Below are 17,234 nucleotides of genomic sequence, written 5' to 3'. Positions count from 1 at the left end.
TGAACCATTTACCGCTGTCCCCCTCCCCCTTTTCCCGGTTTTCGCGCGGCGAACGGTAAAATGGCGCTTCGAGCGGGCTTCCCCCCTCTTCCCATGGCGCTCCTGAAAACCACCCTGCTCTTCATTCTCACGGCCGTCGCGGAGATCGTCGGCTGCTATCTCCCCTACCTCTGGCTGCGCCAGGGCGGCTCGCCCTGGCTGCTCCTCCCGGCGGCGGCGAGCCTCGCCCTGTTCGCCTGGCTCCTCACCCTGCATCCCACGACGGCCGGGCGCGTCTACGCCGCCTATGGGGGCGTCTACGTCTTCACCGCTCTTTTCTGGCTTTGGGCGGTGGACGGGGTGGTGCCGGACCGCTGGGACCTGCTGGGAGGCCTAGTGGCCCTCGCCGGAATGGCCGTCATCATGTTCGGGCCGAGGGCGGCGTGAGCTTCCTGGAGACCTGGGAGCTCATGAGCTACGTGGTCACCGTGATCGGCCTGCCGTTCGCCATCGCGGTGTTCCTCATCGAACAGCGCAAGGAGCGGGAAAACGAAGAGGAGGAGGTCTACCAGCTCCTCTCCAACGCCTACACGGATTTCCTCAAGCTGGTGATCGACCACCCGGATCTCAAGCTCATGTCCCAGGAGCCGACGCCCAACCTTTCCGAGGAACAGCGGGAACGCATGCTGGTCATCTTCAATATGCTCATTTCCCTGTTCGAACGGGCTTACCTCCTCGCCTATGAGGAGAACATGCCGGAGAAGAAGCGCCGCCGCTGGAATTCCTGGGAAGACTTCATGCGGGAGTGGTGCCGGCGGGAGGATTTCCGCCAGCTCCTTCCCTGGCTGCTCCAGGGCGAGGACGAGGAGTTCGCCGCCTACATCCTGAAGCTCTCCCGGGAAGAGGCGGCCCGCGCCGCCGGGGCTTCGCCCGCCTGAGGCGCCACATGACTTCGAGCCGTCGCTCCCCTTCGTCCTCGCCCCGGAAAGCCGCCGGGGCGCCGTCGCCCAAGGGATTCGCCGTCCGGCGGGTCTACGATCCGCCCCGGGAAGAGGACGGGCTGCGGGTGCTGGTGGACCGGCTCTGGCCCCGGGGCTTGAGCAAGGACGCTGCCCGGGTGGACCTGTGGCTTAAGGACATCGCCCCTTCGGACGCCCTGCGCAAATGGTACGGCCACGACCCGGCCCGCTGGGACGAGTTCCGCCGCCGCTATTTCTCGGAGCTGGAGGCCCGCCGGGAACGACTGGAGGAGCTCAAGGAGCGCGCCCGCCGCGGGCGCGTGACGCTCCTCTTCGGCGCCCGGGACGAGGAGCGCAACAACGCAGTGGCGCTGCGCCAGTACCTGGAATCTGGACGGCGATGAAGATCTTCGACAGCCACTTCCACATCATCGATCCGCGCTTTCCCTTGTCGCCCAACGACGGCTACCTGCCCGAGGCGTTCACCTGCGCGGACTATCTGCGGCGCATGGAAGGGGTGGCGCTCGCGGGCGGCGCCGTGGTCTCGGGGTCGTTCCAGGGCTTTGACCAGGGTTACCTCAAGGCGGCCCTGGCAGAGCTGGGCCCGCGCTTCGTGGGGGTGACTCAGTTGCCCGCCGGCGCCACCGACGAGGAGATCCTGGCGCTCGACGCCGCCGGGGTGCGGGCGGTGCGTTTCAACCTGCGCCGGGGCGGTTCCGAGGCCCTGGAAAAGCTCGAAACCCTCGCCTGGCGCGTGCACCGCCTCGCCCGCTGGCACGTGGAGCTCTACGTCGACGCGCGGGAACTGCCGCCCCTCGCCGGCAGGCTGGTGCGCCTGCCTGCGGTGAGCATCGATCACCTGGGGCTTTCCCGCGAAGGCTTCCCCACCCTGCTGCGCCTGGCGGAGCGGGGCGTGCGGGTCAAGGCGATGGGCTTCGGGCGCGGAGACCTGGACGTACCCCGGGCGCTCAGGGACCTCTGCGCCGCCAACCCCGATGGGGTCATGTTCGGCACCGATCTTCCCTCCACCCGCGCCCCCGTGCCCTACCGGGACGAGGACCTGCGGCGGGTGCTGGACGCCCTGGACGAGGGCCAGGCGCGCAAGGTTTTATGCGACAACGCCCTCGCCTTTTACCGGCCGTGGGCTGCGGCATCATCGAGCCCGGTCAGCTCACCGCAAGCGAAAGGAGAAGCGTCGTGAAGGAATCCCTGAAACCTGGTATCGAGCACGAGTTCCGCTATCGGGTGCCCGAGTCGAAGACGGTGCCCGCCCTGTACCCCGAGTCGCCGGAATTCCAGGCAATGCCCCGGGTCTTCGCCACCGGATTTCTGGTGGGTCTCATCGAGTGGGCCTGCATCCGAGCTATCAACCCCTACCTGGACTGGCCGCGGGAGATGACGGTAGGCACCCACGTCGACCTGAGCCACGAGGCGGCGACCCCGCCAGGGCTGGAAGTGCGGGTACGGGTCAAGCTGATCGAGGTGGACGGCCGCAGGCTCGCGTTCGAGGTGGAGGCCGACGACGGCCTGCAGGTGGTGAGCCGCGGCACCCACCAGCGCTTCGTGATCGACGCCGAGCGGTTCAACGAGCGGATGCGGCACAAGGCCGCGTCGGCGAGATAGGGGCCCCTCTCATGTCCTACCTCGACGACCCCCGCGTCTTCTTCGCCGCCGAGCGCACCCTACTCGCCTGGACCCGCACCAGCCTCACCTTGATGGCGTTCGGCTTCGTGATCGAGCGCTTCGGGCTATTCCTGCACATGCTGGCGGCGGACCCCACCCGGCCGATTGAGCGCGGCGTATCGTTCTGGGTGGGGGTGGCGTTTATCGTCCTCGGCGTCATCACTGCCCTCGTCTCCACCGCCCAGTACCGCCGGGTGATCCGCCAGTTGAAACCCGTGGAGATCCCGGAGCGCTACTGGTACAACGCCGGGGTTGTCACCAACCTCGCCCTCGCCGCCCTGGGGCTGGCGATCACCCTGTACCTGCTTTCCGGCCTGTGAAACCCCCTGGCCGTTTCGGGGGCTGGCGGCTTACCATTGATGCGACCGAGCAACGCGGCAGGGAGCCCGTGAGCGTCCACGAGGACATCGCCCGCACCATCCTGGCGGGTTTCGACAAGCACTACCGCCTGTTCCGGGAGGCGAGCGCCCGGGCCAAGGAGCGCTTCGAGAACGCCGACTGGGCGGCGGCCCGGGAAGCCCAGCGGCTGCGTATCCAGATGTACGACCAGCGGGTGGCGGAGGCGGTGGCGGCGGTGCGCCAGCGCTTCCCCGGCGCCGGGGACGAATCCCTGTGGCCCCGCATCAAGCTCGCCTACATCGGGCTGCTCTACGAGCACCGGCAGCCCGAGTGCGCGGAGACGTTCTACAACTCGGTGGCGTGCCGGGTGCTGCACCGGCGCTACTTCCACAACCAGTTCATCTTCTGGCGCCCGGCCATCTCCACCGAGTACCTGGAGGGAGACGCCCCCACCTATCGCTGCCACTACCCGACCGCCCGGGGGCTGCGGCGCACGGTGACGGACATCCTCCTGAGCTTCGGGCTGCGCAATCCCTTCGAGGACCTGGGGCGGGACGTGGGCCTGCTGCTGCAGGCCCTGGAGGAACGCTTTCCCTCCCCCTGGCAGCTCCAGCCCAATTTCCAGCTCCAAGTGCTCTCCTCCCTCTTTTTCCGCAACAAGGGAGCCTACATCGTCGGGCGCGCCATCAACGGCAACCGCCAGTACCCGTTCGTGGTGCCCCTGCTGCAAAACGAGCGGCGGGAGCTCTACGTGGACACGCTCCTCCTCGAGCCGTCCCACATCGCGGTGCTGTTCAGCTTCGCCCGCGCCTACTTCATGGTGGACATGGAGGTGCCCTCGGCCTACGTGGCTTTCCTGCGGGAGCTGCTCCCGGAAAAGCCCCCGGCGGAGATCTATACCCTGCTCGGGCTGCAGAAGCACGGCAAGACCCTCTTCTACCGGGACTTGCACCACCACCTGGAGCATTCCAGCGACAACTTCTGCGTCGCCCCGGGCATCCGCGGGCTGGTGATGCTGGTGTTCACCCTGCCCTCCTACCCGTACGTGTTCAAGGTCATCCGGGACACCTTCGGCCCACCCAAGGACATGGACCGGGAGACGGTCAAGGAGAAATACCTGATCGTGAAGTACCACGACCGGGTCGGGCGCCTCGCCGACACCCTGGAGTACTCCGACGTGGCGCTGCCGGTGGCCCGCTTCGATCCGGAGCTCCTGGAGGAACTCAAGCACAATTGCGCCTCCAGCGTGGAGTTCGAGGCCGACAAGATCATCATCCGGCACATGTACATCGAGCGGCGCATGGTGCCGCTCAACCTCTACCTGGAAGACGCGGACGAGGCGCGCTTGCGGCACGCCATTCAGGAGTACGGCCAGGCGATCAAGGACCTGGCCGGGGCCAACATCTTTCCCGGGGATCTCCTGCTCAAGAATTTCGGCGTCACCCGCCACGGCCGGGTGGTGTTCTACGACTACGACGAGATCGCCTACGTGACCGACTGTGCCTTCCGGGCTCTTCCCGAAGCGCGCACGCCCGAAGAGGAGCTCGCCGCCGAGCCCTGGTACGGGGTGGGGCAGAACGACGTGTTTCCGGAACAGTTCGCCCGGTACGTGTTCACCGATCCCCGCGCCAGGACGATCTTCCTGGAGCTGCATCCCGAGCTCGTGGACCCGGCGTTCTGGCGGGAGAAGCAACGGCGCCTCCTCCAGGGCATCCAGGAAGACGTCTTCCCCTACCCGGAGTCGCTGCGCTTCTGCCGCCGCGCCCGGCCGTCACGGACGGCGGCGAGCCGGCGGGCCGCCCGGGCGGGCGCGGCCTAGATGGAAACCCGGGAGCCCAGGGCGCGGTCAACCGCAAGGAGCACCTCCCGATGACCGGCGCGAAGAACAGGTAAGCACCCCATTGCAGCGGAACCCCAGTGACGACCCTCGGCCAGCGTTTCCTGAAATTCTTCCTCCATCTCGCCCTCGGGCTCGCCGTCTTCGCCGCCCTCATGATGGGGGTGGGCTACTGGATCTATTCCAGCTACCAGCGCGGGGTGGAAGCTTCCGCCTTCGTGCAAGCTTTAGCCCAGGTCGAGCGGGAGAGCGACCCGGCGACCCTCGCCCGGGCCCTGGCCCAGGGCCTGGATCGGGCGAGCGCGGAGGATGCAGAACTCACTGTGTTCTGGCTCGAGCAGCGGGCCCACCAGGGGGCGATTCCGGCCCTCTACTTCATGGGGCTGTACGCGGAAAAGGCAGGCTGGCGGGACCGGGCGCTGGAGTTCGTCTCCGCCGCTGCCCTGGTGGGACGGGTCGACGCGGCCCGTTGCGGGTCCCCTGAGGCGATGGGGGCGGTCGAACAGCTCGAGTCCCGCCTCAACCTCGGCGCTGCGTTCGAGTTGTTGCGCCAGGACCCGGGGCGTCGGGTGCGGCTGGTGCAATGGGCCCTCGACTACGAAGAGGCGCACCGCAGCCGTCCCCGGGCGGCCTGGATCTGCGGCGCCTCGCCTGCGAACCCCGCGGCGGAGGCCGCCTGGCCCCGCCGCCGCAGCGAGGTGCGCGCCGAGTTCGAGCGCCGGTTCGCCACCTGAGCGCCCAGGCCCCATGACGAGCACCGTCTACGCCATCGCGGCAGCTTCCGCCGCCCTCGGGCTCGTGGCGTTTGCAGGCGGCCTGCGGGCGGCGTTGCGCCGTCGCCCCCTCGCCTCCCTGTCGTGGATCGCTTCCGCCTTGCTCGCCTTGGCAATTGGGGCGCTGTTCGCAACCCTCGCCGTCGCCACCCTGGGCTACCAGGCCCTCGTCCGGGAAGAAACCGCGGCGTGGATCTCGGTCACGCCCATCGGGCCCCAGCGATTCGAGGCGCGGGTGCGGCTCCCCGATGGGAAGGAGCACACCTTCCAGCTCGCCGGCGACGAGGTCTACGTGGACGCCCACATCCTCAAGTGGAAGCCCGTCGCCAATCTGCTCGGGCTGCACACCGCCTACGAGCTTTCCCGCATCGCCGGGCGCTACGCTGTCCTGGAGCAGGAGCGCACCGCCCCGCGCACCGTCTATTCCCTGGCCGAGGACAAGCCGGTAGACCTGTTCCTCTTGCGCCGGCGCTACGCCCTCCTCGCTCCCCTGGTGGACGCGGAATACGGCTCGGCCACCTTCGTGACGGTGAGCCGCCCGGCCGAGTTCGAGATCAAGGTATCCGCGAGCGGGCTGCTGGTGCGCGAAGCTCAACCGGCGTCGCGATGATTTCGTCATTGAAACGCGGGCGCCGGAGCGTTCCCCGTCGGGTTCCCGGTCCTGTCCCCCGGAGGCCCGTCACCGGGCTTTTTCCTGCACCCACCGGCTCAGGTCGTCCAGCAGCGCGGCGATCGCCCGCTGGAAGCCCGCGACCGCCCCCGGCGCGTCGTAGCTCGCCGCCGGCGCGGCTTGGTCGAAGGTCCTGCGGGCCAGCAGCCGCCGGCTGCGCCGGTCCACCAGCTCGGCGGTCAGGCGCACCCGGGCCACGCCGGGCGCGCCGGCGGCGTCGTGGTAGAGCTCGGTGAGCGTGGTGTTGAGCATCAGCTCCCCGTCCACGCCCGAAGTGCTGAGCGCCACGCTGGAGAAGGCCCCCGCCGCTTCCAACCGCGCCGCCAGAAGCCGCGTGAACGCCTGCCCGGGCCGCTCGGTCCAGAAGGCATACTGGTAGTAGCCCCGGGTGCCGGGGGCCCGGCTGAAGGCGATGGACGCGGTGTCGTAGAAGCTCTTCACTTCGGTGGGGGCCACCAGCAGCCGGGGGGACGCCCCTTGCGCCCGCGCCAGCGAGGCGGAAGGGGAAGCCCCGTCCCCCAGGACGTAATAGACGGCGGGCTGCTCCCGCAGCGTCATGCATGCCGAAAGCATGAGGAGCAGGGCAAGCCCGGCGAGCGCCGCCCCCGCCCTTGGGGTTCGCCTCATCGCTTCTCCCCCGGCCCCAGCTCGCCCGCGTGGGGGCCGAACAGCACCGCGCGGGGGTCTTCCAGCCGCCGCGCGGTGCGGGAAAGGGAATCCGCGGCCGCCCGCAGCTCCCGGGCGGTCGCCTGCAACTCCAGGTTCCCGGTGTCGGAGAGGCGCTCCAGATGGCCCGCCACCGCCCCGAGGTCCCGCTCCAGGGAAACCAGGCGCTTCCGCGCCTCGGCCAGGGTTTGCCTCGCCTCGGCCAGGGCCTCCTTCGTTCCCTGGGCAATTTCGCCCACGTGGTGATCCAGCCCCTTGGCCGCCCGGCTGACCGTGGCGCCGGCGGCGGTGAGTTCTCCGGCGGCCTGGGTCACGGCGAGGAGGGCTTCCCGCAGGGCCGGGGCCTGCTGCTCGAGCTGCAGGGTGAGGTTCTCCAGGTTGGACAAAGTGCCCCGGATCCGGGCGACGTTGTCGTCGGTGAGCACGAGCTGCAGTTGCTCCAGGGTCTTGACCCCCTCTTCGGCGAAACGGCTCAGGGCGTCGGTCACTTCCTGGGTGCCCTCGGCCTCGGCGATCACCGGGTACGGCAAGCCCGGGGGCGGCTCGGTGTTGGGCGGGCTCTTCTCATCGGTGTTGATGAGATGGATGGCCGCCAGCCCGGTCACCAGGTTGCGCACGATGGTGGCCTGGGTGCTCTTGCGCACCGGCGTGTCCGCGGCGACGCGGATCACCACCCGCACCGCGTTCACGTCCCCCTCTTCGATCTGATACCTCGCCACGTATCCCACCTTGATGCCCCTCATCTTCACGTCGCTGTTGACCTGCAGACCGTCCAGGGATTGGTGGCGGAAAAAGACGAGGAACGGCTTGGTGTCCCGCTCCAGCCCGGCCCGGTTGAGCCAGAGAATGAAGACCACCAGGGCGGCCGCCAGGACCAGGATCACGATGCCGACGAGGGCGTAGCGGGCTTGGGGTTCCATGGATCTTCTCAGCGCATCAAGTCCTGTCGGGAGTGAAAGTACTCCCGCACCCAGGGATCGTCCACCCGGGCGACTTCCTCCACCGGCCCGTCCGCCAGGAGCTTTCCGTCCCCCAGGACCAGCACCCGCCGGGCGATGCCGAACAGGGTGTCCAGGTCGTGGGTGACGAGGAGCACCGTGATCCCCAGGTTCCGGTTGAGGAACTGGATCAGCCGATCGAAACCCCGGGCGGTGACGGGATCCAGCCCCGAGGTCGGCTCATCCAGGAACAGGATCTCCGGATCCAGGGCCAGGGCCCGGGCGAGGGCCGCCCGCTTGCGCATGCCGCCCGAGAGCTCGCTCGGCATCTTGGCTGCCGCCGAGCTGGGCAGCCCCGCCATCGCCAGCTTGATGCGCACCAACGGCTCGATCAGGGCGTCCGGAATGTCGGTGTGTTCCTTGATCGGCACCGCGATATTCTCCGCGACCGAGAGGGAGGAGAACAGGGCCCCGTCCTGGAATAGCATCCCGAAACGACGGCGCGTCTCTTCCAGCTCCCGCTCGGAGGCGCTCCAGACCTCGGTGCCCAGCAGCCGCACCCGCCCCGCGGCGGGTTTGAGCAGGCCGATGATCTCCCGCACCAGCACCGATTTGCCGGAGCCGCTGGCGCCGATCAGGGCCGCGAGCTCCCCCCGCCGCACCTGGAACGACACCCCGTCGTGCACCGTGGCCGCGCCGAACCGGGTGACCAGGTCTTCCACCTCCACCACCGCCTCCGCCCCGGGCGGGGCGGCCGGCGTCTCCTGCAGGACGGCGGCCGAAGGGATCATCAGATGCCCAGCTCCACGAACAGCACCGCGAACCCGGCATCCAGCAGGATCACCGAGACGACGCACTGCACCACCGTAGAGGTGGTGGCCGCGCCGACGCTGCGGGCGTCGCGCTTGACCGCCATCCCCATGCGGCAGCCGATCAGGGCGATGAACAGAGCGAACACCGGCGCCTTGGCGAGCCCTACCCACACGTGCTTCACGGCGAGCACACTCTGCAGGCGGTCGAGGAAGGTAGGCACAGAGATGCCGAGCCGCAAGTCGGCGATCAGCATGCCGCCCAAGATGCCCATCACGTCGCCCAGAAAGGTGAGCAGGGGCAAGGCCACCACGATGGCGACGAGCCGGGGGATGACCAGCACTTGGATGGGGGAAAGTCCCAGGGTGCGGATGGCGTCGATCTCCTCGGTCACCTTCATGGTGCCGAGCTGGGCGCAGAAGGAGGCGCCGGTGCGCCCGGCCAGGATGATGGCGACGATGATGGGGGAGAGCTCCCGGGACATGGCGAGCCCCACCCCGTCCACCACGAAGATGTTGACGCCGAAGCGCTCGATCACGATGCCCAGGAGATAGGCGAACACCACGCCGATCAGGAAAGTGACCATGGCCACGATGGGGATGGCGTCCACCCCCACGGTCTCCAGATGGGACACCGTCTCGCGAGCGCGGAACGCGCGGGGTTTCGCCGCCACCCGGGCGAACTCTGCCGCCACCTGGCCCAGGAACGCGGTCATGCCCCGCAAGGCCTCGTACAGGTCCAGGGCGGCGCGGCCGATCTTCTCCACCGGCCCCAGGTGGGTCGTAGGCGGGCAGGCGGCGCTTTGCTCGAGCCGTTCCGATACCAACGTCATGACGCTCAGGTGCCGGGGAGCGAAGCGCTTGAGCTCGATGCGCTCCCGATCGAGGCCGCGGGCGGCCAGAAACTGCCAGATCACCGCTGCGCCGGAGGTGTCCAGGGCCTCCAGGCGGCTGCCGTCCAGGGCGGCGAGGGGCAGGGCTGCCACCTGGTCCAGCGCGGGCGCGATGCGGGAGAGCTGGGGCAGCCGCCACGCGCCCATCAGGTGCAGCGTCGCGCCGCCCTCGCCGGGCTCGAGGCGCAACCACGGGCTGCCGTCGGTCATGACTGGGCGCCGGTCACCGGTCCGAAAAAACGCCGGCTAGTTTAGCCCGGTTCCTCCCCGTTTGTCGCCCCGCGGGAGCCAGCGGCTCCCGCGCCGCCTATTCCTCGCCCCCAGAAAAAAAGAGCGGGCCGAAACCCGCTCAAGCTCGACGTCCCAGGGAAAAGTTCAGGCCACGGCGGGCGCTTTATCCCGCGTTGGCCCGCGCCGCATCCCGGGCGATCCCCGTCCCGGTGGACCGCTGGGGTAACTCCTTGACGCTTGGATCCGGGATACGCGCGGTTTCCAGCCGGTAGCCGAAGTTGTACACGGTGGTGAGGCGATAGCCGTTCTCGGGACGCAGGCCCAGCTTGCTGCGCAGGTGGCTCACGTGGGTGTCCAGGGTCCGGGTGGGCACATCCACGCTCTTGCCCCACACCGCTTCCAGGAGGTGCCCCCGGGAGAGCAAGCGCCCCATGTTGCGGAACAGGAACGCGGCCAGGTCGAACTCCTTCTGGGTCAGCTCCACGCGCCGGCCGTGCAGGGTCACCTCCCGCTCGTTCAGGTCCAGCACGTAGGGCGGGAACTCCAGGATCCGGGCCTCGATGCGCGGGTTAGCCCGCCGCCAGACGGCGTTCAACCGGGCGGCGAACTCCAGCGGCCGCACCGGGGGCACGATGTAGTCGTCGCCCCCGGCGTTCAGGGCGTCCGCCACGTCCCGCTCGGCGTTGCGATGGCTCACGAAGATCACCGGCATGTCGCAGGACGAGCCGCGACGCACCGCGCGCAGCACATCCACCCCGGTCATGTCGGTCAATTCCCAATCCACCAGCAGCACGTCGAAGCTCTCGCGGCCAGCGGTGACGAGGAATTGGCGGCCGCCGCCGAACACGTGGCAATCGTGCCCGGCTTTCTGCAGGCTCTGCTTGAGCTGCTCGGCCTGCTCGCGGTCGTAGACCAAAATGGCGATACGCAATTGGATACCTCCCTTCTCTTCCTAACTGGTCCGCCTCGTCCTTTGGATTGAATTTTTTTGCACCGGATTAAGTGCAAGGGCTGTGCCAGCACCCTGGCTTGCCGGCCAGGACAAGGAAAATTTTTATAATTCATGAAGATGTGAGAGGGGAGGGAACGCCTGCCTGTTTAAGAAAGGTGGGAAACCGGCCCGGCCAGCCCCGGCGGCGACTCGGCAAGTCTTGAGCCCACAAGGGAAAACAGGGAAAACGGGCGCCTTCGACGGGAAGCCGTCGGCCCTGTCGCCGCCTTCGACAGGTTAGGCGGTCCTATCGTGGGCTCGATCCCGGACGGCCAGGGAAGCCTCTGCGTGCGCTCGTCCGCCCTCCGGTCGCCTCCCACGACCACCCGCAACTGGCGCCGGGCTGGGAGAATCCACGGCGATGCCCTTGACGGGCCTATTTCAAACGGGTGGGGATCGTCACTTCGGAATGCAGGGTGCGGTGCACCGGGCACTTGTTAGCGATCTCCAGCAACCGCCCGCGCTGGGCCTCGTCGAGGGCGCCCTCGAGCTCGATCACCCGCTCGATGCGGTCCACCCTGCCCTCCTTGGTTTCGCACGTTTCGCAATCGGCCGCGTGGATCTTCTCGTGCTTAAGCTCCACCGCCACCCGCTCCAGGGGCCAGCCCTTCTGGTCGGCGTACATGCGCAGGGTCATGGAAGTGCAGGCGCCGAGGCTCGCCAGGAGTAACTGGTAGGGCGAGGGACCCGTGTCGGTGCCGCCGTAGGATTGCGGCTCGTCGGCCCGCAGCCGATGGCGTCCGGCGCAGATCGTCTGGGCGTATTTCCCGCTGCCCTCCTCTTCGACCCGCACCACCCCCTCGGGGCACGCCGGCGAGGTCTCCTGACGACTTTCACCTCGCCCCAAATACCGGCTCGCCCAGGCGGCGAGGACCCGTGCCACGTAAGCGGCGTCCTCCCGGTGCGTGATCAGGTGATCGGCCTCATCCAGGGAGACGAAGCTCTTGGGATGCTTAGCAGCCATAAACAGGCGGGCGGCGTTCTCGATGTCCACCACCGTGTCCCGGGGCGAGTGCATGACGAGGAGCGCCTTGCGCAGGTTACCGAGGCTCTTCAGGATGTTCGCCCGGGCGAGATCGTCCAGGAATTCCCGCCGGATGCGAAAGCGGCGCCCGGCGAGCTCCACCTCCGCCTCGCCCCGGGCCTCGATCTCCGCCCGGGCCGGGGCGAGCAGCCGGGCCACGTGGGCCGGCTCCGCCGGCGCGCCGATGGTGACCAGCGCCGCCGCTTCCGGGATTTCCCGGGCTGCGGCCAGCACCGCGGCGCCCCCCAGGCTGTGGCCGATGAGCAGCCGGGGGGCTTCATGCTCCCGGCGCAGGTAGGCCGCCGCGGCCACCACGTCCGCCACGTTGGAGGAGAAGCCGGTGTTGGCGAAGTCCCCCTGGCTGCCCCCCAACCCGGTGAAGTCGAAGCGCAGCACGGCGATCCCCTGGGCCTTGAGCTCGGCGCTCACCCGGGCGGCGGCCAGGCTGTCCTTGGAGCAGGTGAAGCAGTGGGCAAAAAGGGCATAGGCGATCACCTCGCCCGCCGGCAGGTCGAGGCGGGCGGCCAGGGGTTCCCCGAGGGCGCCGGGAAAGTGGATCGGCTGCATGGGAAGTTCTCCGGACGTGGGCTTCAGGTCTGCGGGATTCTCGTTAGAATAGGACCGCTTTTTACTCTTGACACGAAGGAGGGTCAACGATGGGCAAAGGCGATCGCCGCACGCGCCGAGGCAAGATCTACAATGGTTCCTACGGCGTCACCCGCCCCCGTAAAAAGAAGCAGCCGGCCCCCAAGGGCAAATAAATTCCTTCCGCGGCAGTCCCATGCCCGACTACGCGAGGGTCAAGGCCGACTGGTCGGCGCGGGGCTTTTCCTGCGACATCTGGACCGATCCGCCGGGGCGGCAGTGGATCGACTTCGTCCACGACGTGGACGAGCTGGTCATGCTGGACGCGGGCGAGCTGGAGCTCGCATTCCAGGGTAAGACCCTGCGACTGCGCCCGGGCGAGGAGGTCCTGATACCCGCCGGCGCGCGCCATAGCGTGAGAAACCCCGGGGCCGGCGAGAACCGCTGGTTCTACGGCTACCGGCGCCGCTGAAAAACGCCCCGCCGGCCCGTGGACAAATTCGACCGCATCTATCAGCTCCACCGCATCCTGCAAGGGCGCCGCAGCCCGGTATCCCTCGCCGAGCTGACAGACCGGCTGGAGTGCTCCGAACCCACGGTCTACCGGCTGCTGCGGGAGATGAAGGACTACCTGGGCGCCCCCATCGAGCACGACAAGGAGGCGGGGGGCTATGCCTACCGGCGGGACGGGGACGGGGCCGCCTACGAGCTGCCGGGACTGTGGTTCAACGCCCGGGAGCTTCAAGCCCTGCTCGTCTTCGAGCAGCTTTTCGAGTCCCTGGAGCCCGGCCTTCTTGGGGACCACCTCACGCCCCTCAAGGAGCGCATCACGGCGCTCATCCGCCACCAGCGCCTCGGGCTCACCGAGGTCGGCCGCCGCATCCGGCTCCTCGGCATGGCGGCCCGACCCGCGGGCGAGTGGTTCCACGTGCTCGCCAGCGCCACGCTCCAGCGCCGGCGGCTGCGCTTGCGCTACCACGCCCGCTCCAAGGACGAGGTCTCCGAGCGCACCGTCTCGCCCCAGCGCCTTACCCGCTACCGGGATAACTGGTACCTGGACGCCTGGTGCCACACCCGCCGGGCGCTCAGAAGCTTCTCGGTGGACCGGGTGCGCCGGGCCGAGGAGCTGGACCAGCCGGCCGAAGAGATCCCCGACGAGCGCCTCGACGAGCACCTCGCCTCGAGCTACGGCATCTTCGCAGGGCGAGCGAACCAGGTGGCCGTGCTGCGCTTCTCCCCCGAGCGGGCCCGGTGGGTGGCCGACGAGCGCTGGCATCCCAAGCAGCAGGGCCAGTTCCTGACGGACGGCCGCTACGAGCTGCAAATCCCCTTCCGAGACCCCACCGAACTCGCGATGGACATCCTGCGCTACGGGCCGGATGTGGAAGTGGTCGCTCCCGAAAGTCTGCGCGACCTGGTGGTGGAGCGCCTGAAAAAGGCGCTGGCCCAGTACGCCGCACTGAACTCCATGTAATCCGGACGCACGAGGTTGTAAGGCGATGGCGGAAACCGAGCGACCGGAAGACGGCGTGGACTGGAGGCTGACGACCTGGGAAGGGGCGCGCCGGGAGCAACTCCGGCGCTGGGCCGCCCTGCTCCTGGAGCGCATCATCCTGGCCCTGGAGGAAATGCAAGACGTGGCTGAACGGCTGTCTCAGCCGGACGCCCGCTCGAAGGCTGGCAGGGATACGCCCATAGAAAAAGGCGCCCCTGTTTGCCCCTGCCGTCGCTTGGGACCCTCGCAAGCTTGCGTTGCCCCTTCCCCGCCGTCTGAATAGAGGAAAATTTCCTTCGACCTGGGCGGCCGCTATCGCGTTTTGATCGTGAGAACCGGTAGGATTGCCGTGTGACCTGCTGGCAGCCAAGGCCGTCATGACAAATTCTTGCAAAGAGAATGCCCGTGTCCGCTGAATGGATCGCCCTGATCTTCCTGATCGCCGGAGGGCTCGCCGCCTGGTGGGTTCGCGGCCTGCTGGCAAAGACCGCGGCTGCGGCTCTGGAAGCGCGCCTGGCATCCGCGGAGCAGCAGCTCGCGGAGAGGACCCGCGAGATCGAAGCGCTCAGGGCCGAGCAGGCGCGCTCGGCGCAAGCGTTGCGGGAAGAGTCCGAGCGGCGGGTGGCGGCCGAAGAGCGGCTCGCCGCCGAGCGCCGGGCGGCCGAAGAAAAACTCAGGCTTCTGGAGGAAGCCCGAACCGCCCTCTCCGACGCCTTCAAGGCCCTCTCCGCCGAAGCGCTCCAGAGCAACAACCAGTCCTTCCTCGATCTCGCCAAGGCCACCCTGGAAAAGTTCCAGGAAGGCGCGAGAGGCGACCTGGAAGCGCGCCGGAAGGCGGTGGACGAGCTGGTCAAGCCAATCCGCGAATCGCTGGAGAAAGTCGACGGCAAGCTGGGGGAGTTGGAAAAGGCGCGGGTATCCGCCTACGCCGCGCTGAGCGAGCAGTTGAAGAGCCTGGTGGACACGCATCTCCCCATGCTGCGCAACGAAACGGCTAATCTCGTGAAGGCGCTGCGCCAGCCCACGGTGCGGGGTCGCTGGGGCGAGATACAGCTCAAGCGCGTGGTCGAGATGGCCGGGATGCTGGAATACTGCGACTTCGTGGAGCAGGAATCCCGCGCGACCGAAGAGGGGCACCTGCGCCCAGACCTGATCGTGCGGCTCCCCGGCGGGAAGCAAATCGTGGTGGACTCGAAAGCGCCGGTGGAGGCATATCTCCGGGCCGTGGAGGCGGGGGACGACGAGACCCGGCAAATGTACCTCGCCGACCATGCCCGCCAGGTGCGCGACCACATGACCGCCCTCGGTCGCAAGGCCTACTGGGGGCAGTTCGATCCCACGCCCGAATTCGTCGTGCTGTTCTTGCCGGGGGAGATGTTCTTCTCCGCCGCCCTCCAGCAGGACCCGGGGCTGATCGAGTTCGGGGTCAACGAGCGCGTGATCCCCGCCACCCCCACCACCCTCATCGCCCTGCTGCGGGCCGTGGCCTATGGCTGGCGCCAGGAGGCCCTCGCCAGGAACGCCCAGGTGGTCGCCGACCTCGGCCGGCAGCTTTACGAGCGCATCGCCAAGCTCGCCGAGCACTGGGCGAACGTCGGCGACCGGCTGGGCAAGGCCGTGGATGCCTACAACAGCGCCACCGCCACCCTGGAGACGCGCGTGCTGGTTTCCGCGCGGCGCCTCGCCGACCTCAAGGCCGCGCCGGAAGGCGTGGAGATCGAGACGATCGAGCCCATCGAGCGCGCCCCCCGGGCGCTGCAGGCGCCAGGGCTTTTACCGATATCTTCGGACGGGAAAGAATGAGGAACGACGCGCAATTCTTCAAAAGCGCAATGCGCGGCGAGTCCGCTTTGCACGGGCTCAAGCCGTTCCCGCCCCCGCGCCGGATCGCCGAGGAGGAGTGTCCGGGTCCGCTCGGTTCAAGTCAGAAGCTGCATGCCAAGCCTGACAGCGGCCTTTGTCAGGCCGCCGTCGAAGGCGGCAAAGCGAAATTCCGCAGCGGGGCCTGCGGCGCGAAAAATCGCTTCGGCAGCGGCCAAATGCACGCTGTCGTAGCCTTTCAAGCCGAAGCGTTCCGCCAGGTTTCCTGCCTGCCGGATCAGAGCTTCGTCAGCGCGCAGCCGCTCAAAACGCGGCCAAGTTCGCTCCAATTCGCGCTTGCAGGCAGCGAGCTCCCGCTCGCTGATTTCCCGCAGCCGATGCTTTCTTGCAAACGCCGCACGGAGTTCCACATAGGCGAGCAGATGACAGACGGTGAGGCTTGCTTGCCTTACCGCGTGTCCGACCAGGGACGAGCCATCTTCTCGCACGTAGAGCTTGACCAAGGCGGACGTATCCAGATAAAGGATCACTCCCGGCCCTCAATCACAATTTGCGCCAGGGTTTTCTCACCGGGCTTGATCTTGATGGGACGTTTCGCGCCTTCCGGCTTGCCGCCCTTGCCGGGAATCACAAACGGGAGCGCGCGGATACGCGCAATCGCGGCGGCTTCCGTGTCCTCCCTGCCTGTCGGCGCAGGAACCAGTCTCGCGACCGACCGGCCGTGCGACTTGATCAGCACTTCCTCGCCCGCCGCAGCCCGGCGCAGATACTCGGACAAGCGGTTTTTCAGTTCGCGGACCGAGACTTCCATGACAGTTTCCCGATGTGGCCACAACTTTTTTCATTGTAGCCACAAAACGTTGCGGCACGCAAGAAACGGTTTACAGCACGAAAACGGGTTCGCGCCCTTCCCACCGTACGAATTCCGTGCGCTCGCCTCCGCCCGGCGCCTGCGGGACCTCAAGGCCGCGCCGGAGGGCGTCGAGATCGAGACGATCGAGCCCGTCGAGCGCGCCCCGCGGGCGCTGCGGGCGGCGCCCCTTTCGTCCAGCGTGTCCAACGACGATCCGCAATGAACCGCGTCTTGCCCGCCGACCGAATCGGCATGACTCAGGGATCGAGCTTCGAGCAAAGTCAACCCCAGCTCGGCTGCGGCGCGCGCCAGTCTGGCGTCGAACACGCCAAACCGGAAGTCGGCACGGCCGCGAGTCGCGCTACAGACTCTTTCGGCAGCAGCGAGATGGATGCTGTCGTCGCCGCGCAACCGGTACCGGGCGCAAAAATCCGCCGCGCGCCGAACCGGATGCTCCTCGACCTGGATAATTTCCCGCTCCGCCCAGTGCGCATCGAGCCTACGCCGCAAGCGCCGGTACAGCGATTCATCCTTTCGCGCCTCCGCCAGACGCGCGAAAGCGCAACAAGCCTCCGCGTAGGCGAGCAAGTGCGTCGCAATGACGCTGCCCGCCCGCACGCCGCGGCGCACCGCCTCGGAATACACCTCCGGAACGAACAATTTCACCAGGGCGGAAGTATCCAGATAA

The 17,234-nt window shown here is 68.0% G+C and carries 22 protein-coding genes; 13 read left to right on the top strand and 9 right to left on the bottom strand.

Annotated features, from left to right (window positions below):
* Positions 1 to 102: 102 nt before the first annotated feature.
* From ACUVYZ_RS01000 to ACUVYZ_RS00960, 9 genes are all read left to right on the top strand, one after another.
* Positions 103 to 426, top strand: a complete 324-nt coding sequence (locus tag ACUVYZ_RS01000; RefSeq protein WP_439932780.1) for a YnfA family protein — start codon at positions 103 to 105, stop codon at positions 424 to 426.
* Between the two features lie 23 nt (positions 427 to 449).
* Complete coding sequence (locus tag ACUVYZ_RS00995) at positions 450 to 917, top strand: hypothetical protein (RefSeq protein WP_439932779.1); 468 nt, start codon at positions 450 to 452, stop codon at positions 915 to 917.
* Positions 918 to 925: 8 nt separating this feature from the next.
* Positions 926 to 1,342: a DUF488 domain-containing protein gene (locus ACUVYZ_RS00990; protein WP_439932591.1), complete on the top strand. Its 417-nt coding sequence runs from the start codon at positions 926 to 928 to the stop codon at positions 1,340 to 1,342.
* A complete protein-coding gene (locus tag ACUVYZ_RS00985) occupies positions 1,339 to 2,139 on the top strand; it encodes an amidohydrolase family protein (protein ID WP_439932590.1) in 801 nt (266 codons plus the stop codon). The genes ACUVYZ_RS00990 and ACUVYZ_RS00985 overlap by 4 nt, the downstream gene beginning before the upstream one ends.
* The gene (locus ACUVYZ_RS00980) at positions 2,136 to 2,561 is read left to right on the top strand and encodes a thioesterase family protein (RefSeq protein ID WP_439932589.1); all 426 of its coding nucleotides are present in this window, start codon (positions 2,136 to 2,138) and stop codon (positions 2,559 to 2,561) included. Before ACUVYZ_RS00985 ends, ACUVYZ_RS00980 begins: the two co-directional genes overlap by 4 nt.
* 11 nt (positions 2,562 to 2,572) lie before the next feature.
* Positions 2,573 to 2,941: a YidH family protein gene (locus ACUVYZ_RS00975; protein WP_439932588.1), complete on the top strand. Its 369-nt coding sequence runs from the start codon at positions 2,573 to 2,575 to the stop codon at positions 2,939 to 2,941.
* Between the two features lie 68 nt (positions 2,942 to 3,009).
* Positions 3,010 to 4,779, top strand: a complete 1,770-nt coding sequence (gene aceK / locus ACUVYZ_RS00970) for a bifunctional isocitrate dehydrogenase kinase/phosphatase (RefSeq protein ID WP_439932587.1) — start codon at positions 3,010 to 3,012, stop codon at positions 4,777 to 4,779.
* Between the two features lie 98 nt (positions 4,780 to 4,877).
* Complete coding sequence (locus ACUVYZ_RS00965; protein WP_439932586.1) at positions 4,878 to 5,531, top strand: hypothetical protein; 654 nt, start codon at positions 4,878 to 4,880, stop codon at positions 5,529 to 5,531.
* Positions 5,532 to 5,544: 13 nt separating this feature from the next.
* Positions 5,545 to 6,180, top strand: coding sequence for a hypothetical protein (locus tag ACUVYZ_RS00960; RefSeq protein WP_439932585.1), 636 nt, complete (start codon positions 5,545 to 5,547; stop codon positions 6,178 to 6,180).
* A gap of 69 nt (positions 6,181 to 6,249) precedes the next feature.
* On the opposite strand, the gene ACUVYZ_RS00955 is transcribed toward ACUVYZ_RS00960, so the two are convergent.
* The 6 genes from ACUVYZ_RS00955 to ACUVYZ_RS00930 all read right to left on the bottom strand — a co-directional run bounded on the left by ACUVYZ_RS00955 (position 6,250) and on the right by ACUVYZ_RS00930 (position 12,359).
* Positions 6,250 to 6,867, bottom strand: coding sequence for an ABC-type transport auxiliary lipoprotein family protein (locus tag ACUVYZ_RS00955; RefSeq protein ID WP_439932584.1), 618 nt, complete (start codon positions 6,865 to 6,867; stop codon positions 6,250 to 6,252).
* The gene (locus tag ACUVYZ_RS00950; RefSeq protein WP_439932583.1) at positions 6,864 to 7,826 is read right to left on the bottom strand and encodes an MlaD family protein; all 963 of its coding nucleotides are present in this window, start codon (positions 7,824 to 7,826) and stop codon (positions 6,864 to 6,866) included. Before ACUVYZ_RS00950 ends, ACUVYZ_RS00955 begins: the two co-directional genes overlap by 4 nt.
* A gap of 8 nt (positions 7,827 to 7,834) precedes the next feature.
* On the bottom strand, positions 7,835 to 8,635 hold the full coding sequence (locus ACUVYZ_RS00945; protein ID WP_439932582.1) for an ABC transporter ATP-binding protein: 801 nt from the start codon (positions 8,633 to 8,635) through the stop codon (positions 7,835 to 7,837).
* Positions 8,635 to 9,756, bottom strand: a complete 1,122-nt coding sequence (locus tag ACUVYZ_RS00940) for an MlaE family ABC transporter permease (protein ID WP_439932581.1) — start codon at positions 9,754 to 9,756, stop codon at positions 8,635 to 8,637. The genes ACUVYZ_RS00945 and ACUVYZ_RS00940 overlap by 1 nt, the downstream gene beginning before the upstream one ends.
* A gap of 184 nt (positions 9,757 to 9,940) precedes the next feature.
* Positions 9,941 to 10,708, bottom strand: coding sequence for a response regulator transcription factor (locus tag ACUVYZ_RS00935; RefSeq protein ID WP_439932580.1), 768 nt, complete (start codon positions 10,706 to 10,708; stop codon positions 9,941 to 9,943).
* 436 nt (positions 10,709 to 11,144) lie between these two features.
* Positions 11,145 to 12,359, bottom strand: a complete 1,215-nt coding sequence (locus ACUVYZ_RS00930) for a bifunctional alpha/beta hydrolase/OsmC family protein (protein ID WP_439932579.1) — start codon at positions 12,357 to 12,359, stop codon at positions 11,145 to 11,147.
* Positions 12,360 to 12,448: 89 nt separating this feature from the next.
* Between ACUVYZ_RS00930 and ACUVYZ_RS00925 the strand changes: the two genes are divergently transcribed.
* The 4 genes from ACUVYZ_RS00925 to rmuC all read left to right on the top strand — a co-directional run bounded on the left by ACUVYZ_RS00925 (position 12,449) and on the right by rmuC (position 15,675).
* On the top strand, positions 12,449 to 12,553 hold the full coding sequence (locus ACUVYZ_RS00925; protein WP_333843740.1) for a 30S ribosomal protein THX: 105 nt from the start codon (positions 12,449 to 12,451) through the stop codon (positions 12,551 to 12,553).
* A gap of 20 nt (positions 12,554 to 12,573) precedes the next feature.
* Complete coding sequence (locus ACUVYZ_RS00920; RefSeq protein WP_439932578.1) at positions 12,574 to 12,849, top strand: cupin domain-containing protein; 276 nt, start codon at positions 12,574 to 12,576, stop codon at positions 12,847 to 12,849.
* A gap of 18 nt (positions 12,850 to 12,867) precedes the next feature.
* Complete coding sequence (locus tag ACUVYZ_RS00915) at positions 12,868 to 13,851, top strand: helix-turn-helix transcriptional regulator (protein ID WP_439932577.1); 984 nt, start codon at positions 12,868 to 12,870, stop codon at positions 13,849 to 13,851.
* Between the two features lie 420 nt (positions 13,852 to 14,271).
* A complete protein-coding gene (gene rmuC, locus ACUVYZ_RS00910; protein WP_439932576.1) occupies positions 14,272 to 15,675 on the top strand; it encodes a DNA recombination protein RmuC in 1,404 nt (467 codons plus the stop codon).
* Positions 15,676 to 15,791: 116 nt separating this feature from the next.
* Here the strand turns inward: rmuC and ACUVYZ_RS00905 are convergent, their stop codons facing one another.
* Genes ACUVYZ_RS00905 through ACUVYZ_RS00895 form a run of 3 tightly spaced genes read right to left on the bottom strand, consistent with a single transcriptional unit; the run spans position 15,792 to position 17,230 of the window.
* Positions 15,792 to 16,223: a type II toxin-antitoxin system VapC family toxin gene (locus ACUVYZ_RS00905; RefSeq protein ID WP_439932575.1), complete on the bottom strand. Its 432-nt coding sequence runs from the start codon at positions 16,221 to 16,223 to the stop codon at positions 15,792 to 15,794.
* The gene (locus ACUVYZ_RS00900; RefSeq protein ID WP_439932574.1) at positions 16,220 to 16,504 is read right to left on the bottom strand and encodes a type II toxin-antitoxin system Phd/YefM family antitoxin; all 285 of its coding nucleotides are present in this window, start codon (positions 16,502 to 16,504) and stop codon (positions 16,220 to 16,222) included. Before ACUVYZ_RS00900 ends, ACUVYZ_RS00905 begins: the two co-directional genes overlap by 4 nt.
* A gap of 30 nt (positions 16,505 to 16,534) precedes the next feature.
* The gene (locus tag ACUVYZ_RS00895) at positions 16,535 to 17,230 is read right to left on the bottom strand and encodes a type II toxin-antitoxin system VapC family toxin (RefSeq protein ID WP_439932778.1); all 696 of its coding nucleotides are present in this window, start codon (positions 17,228 to 17,230) and stop codon (positions 16,535 to 16,537) included.
* Between the last annotated feature and the right edge of the window lie 4 nt (positions 17,231 to 17,234).

The sequence above is a fragment of the Pelomicrobium sp. P1 genome (assembly GCF_052805615.1).
Note: the sequence above shows the minus strand (reverse complement) of the source record. Positions and strands in the feature narration are given on the sequence as shown.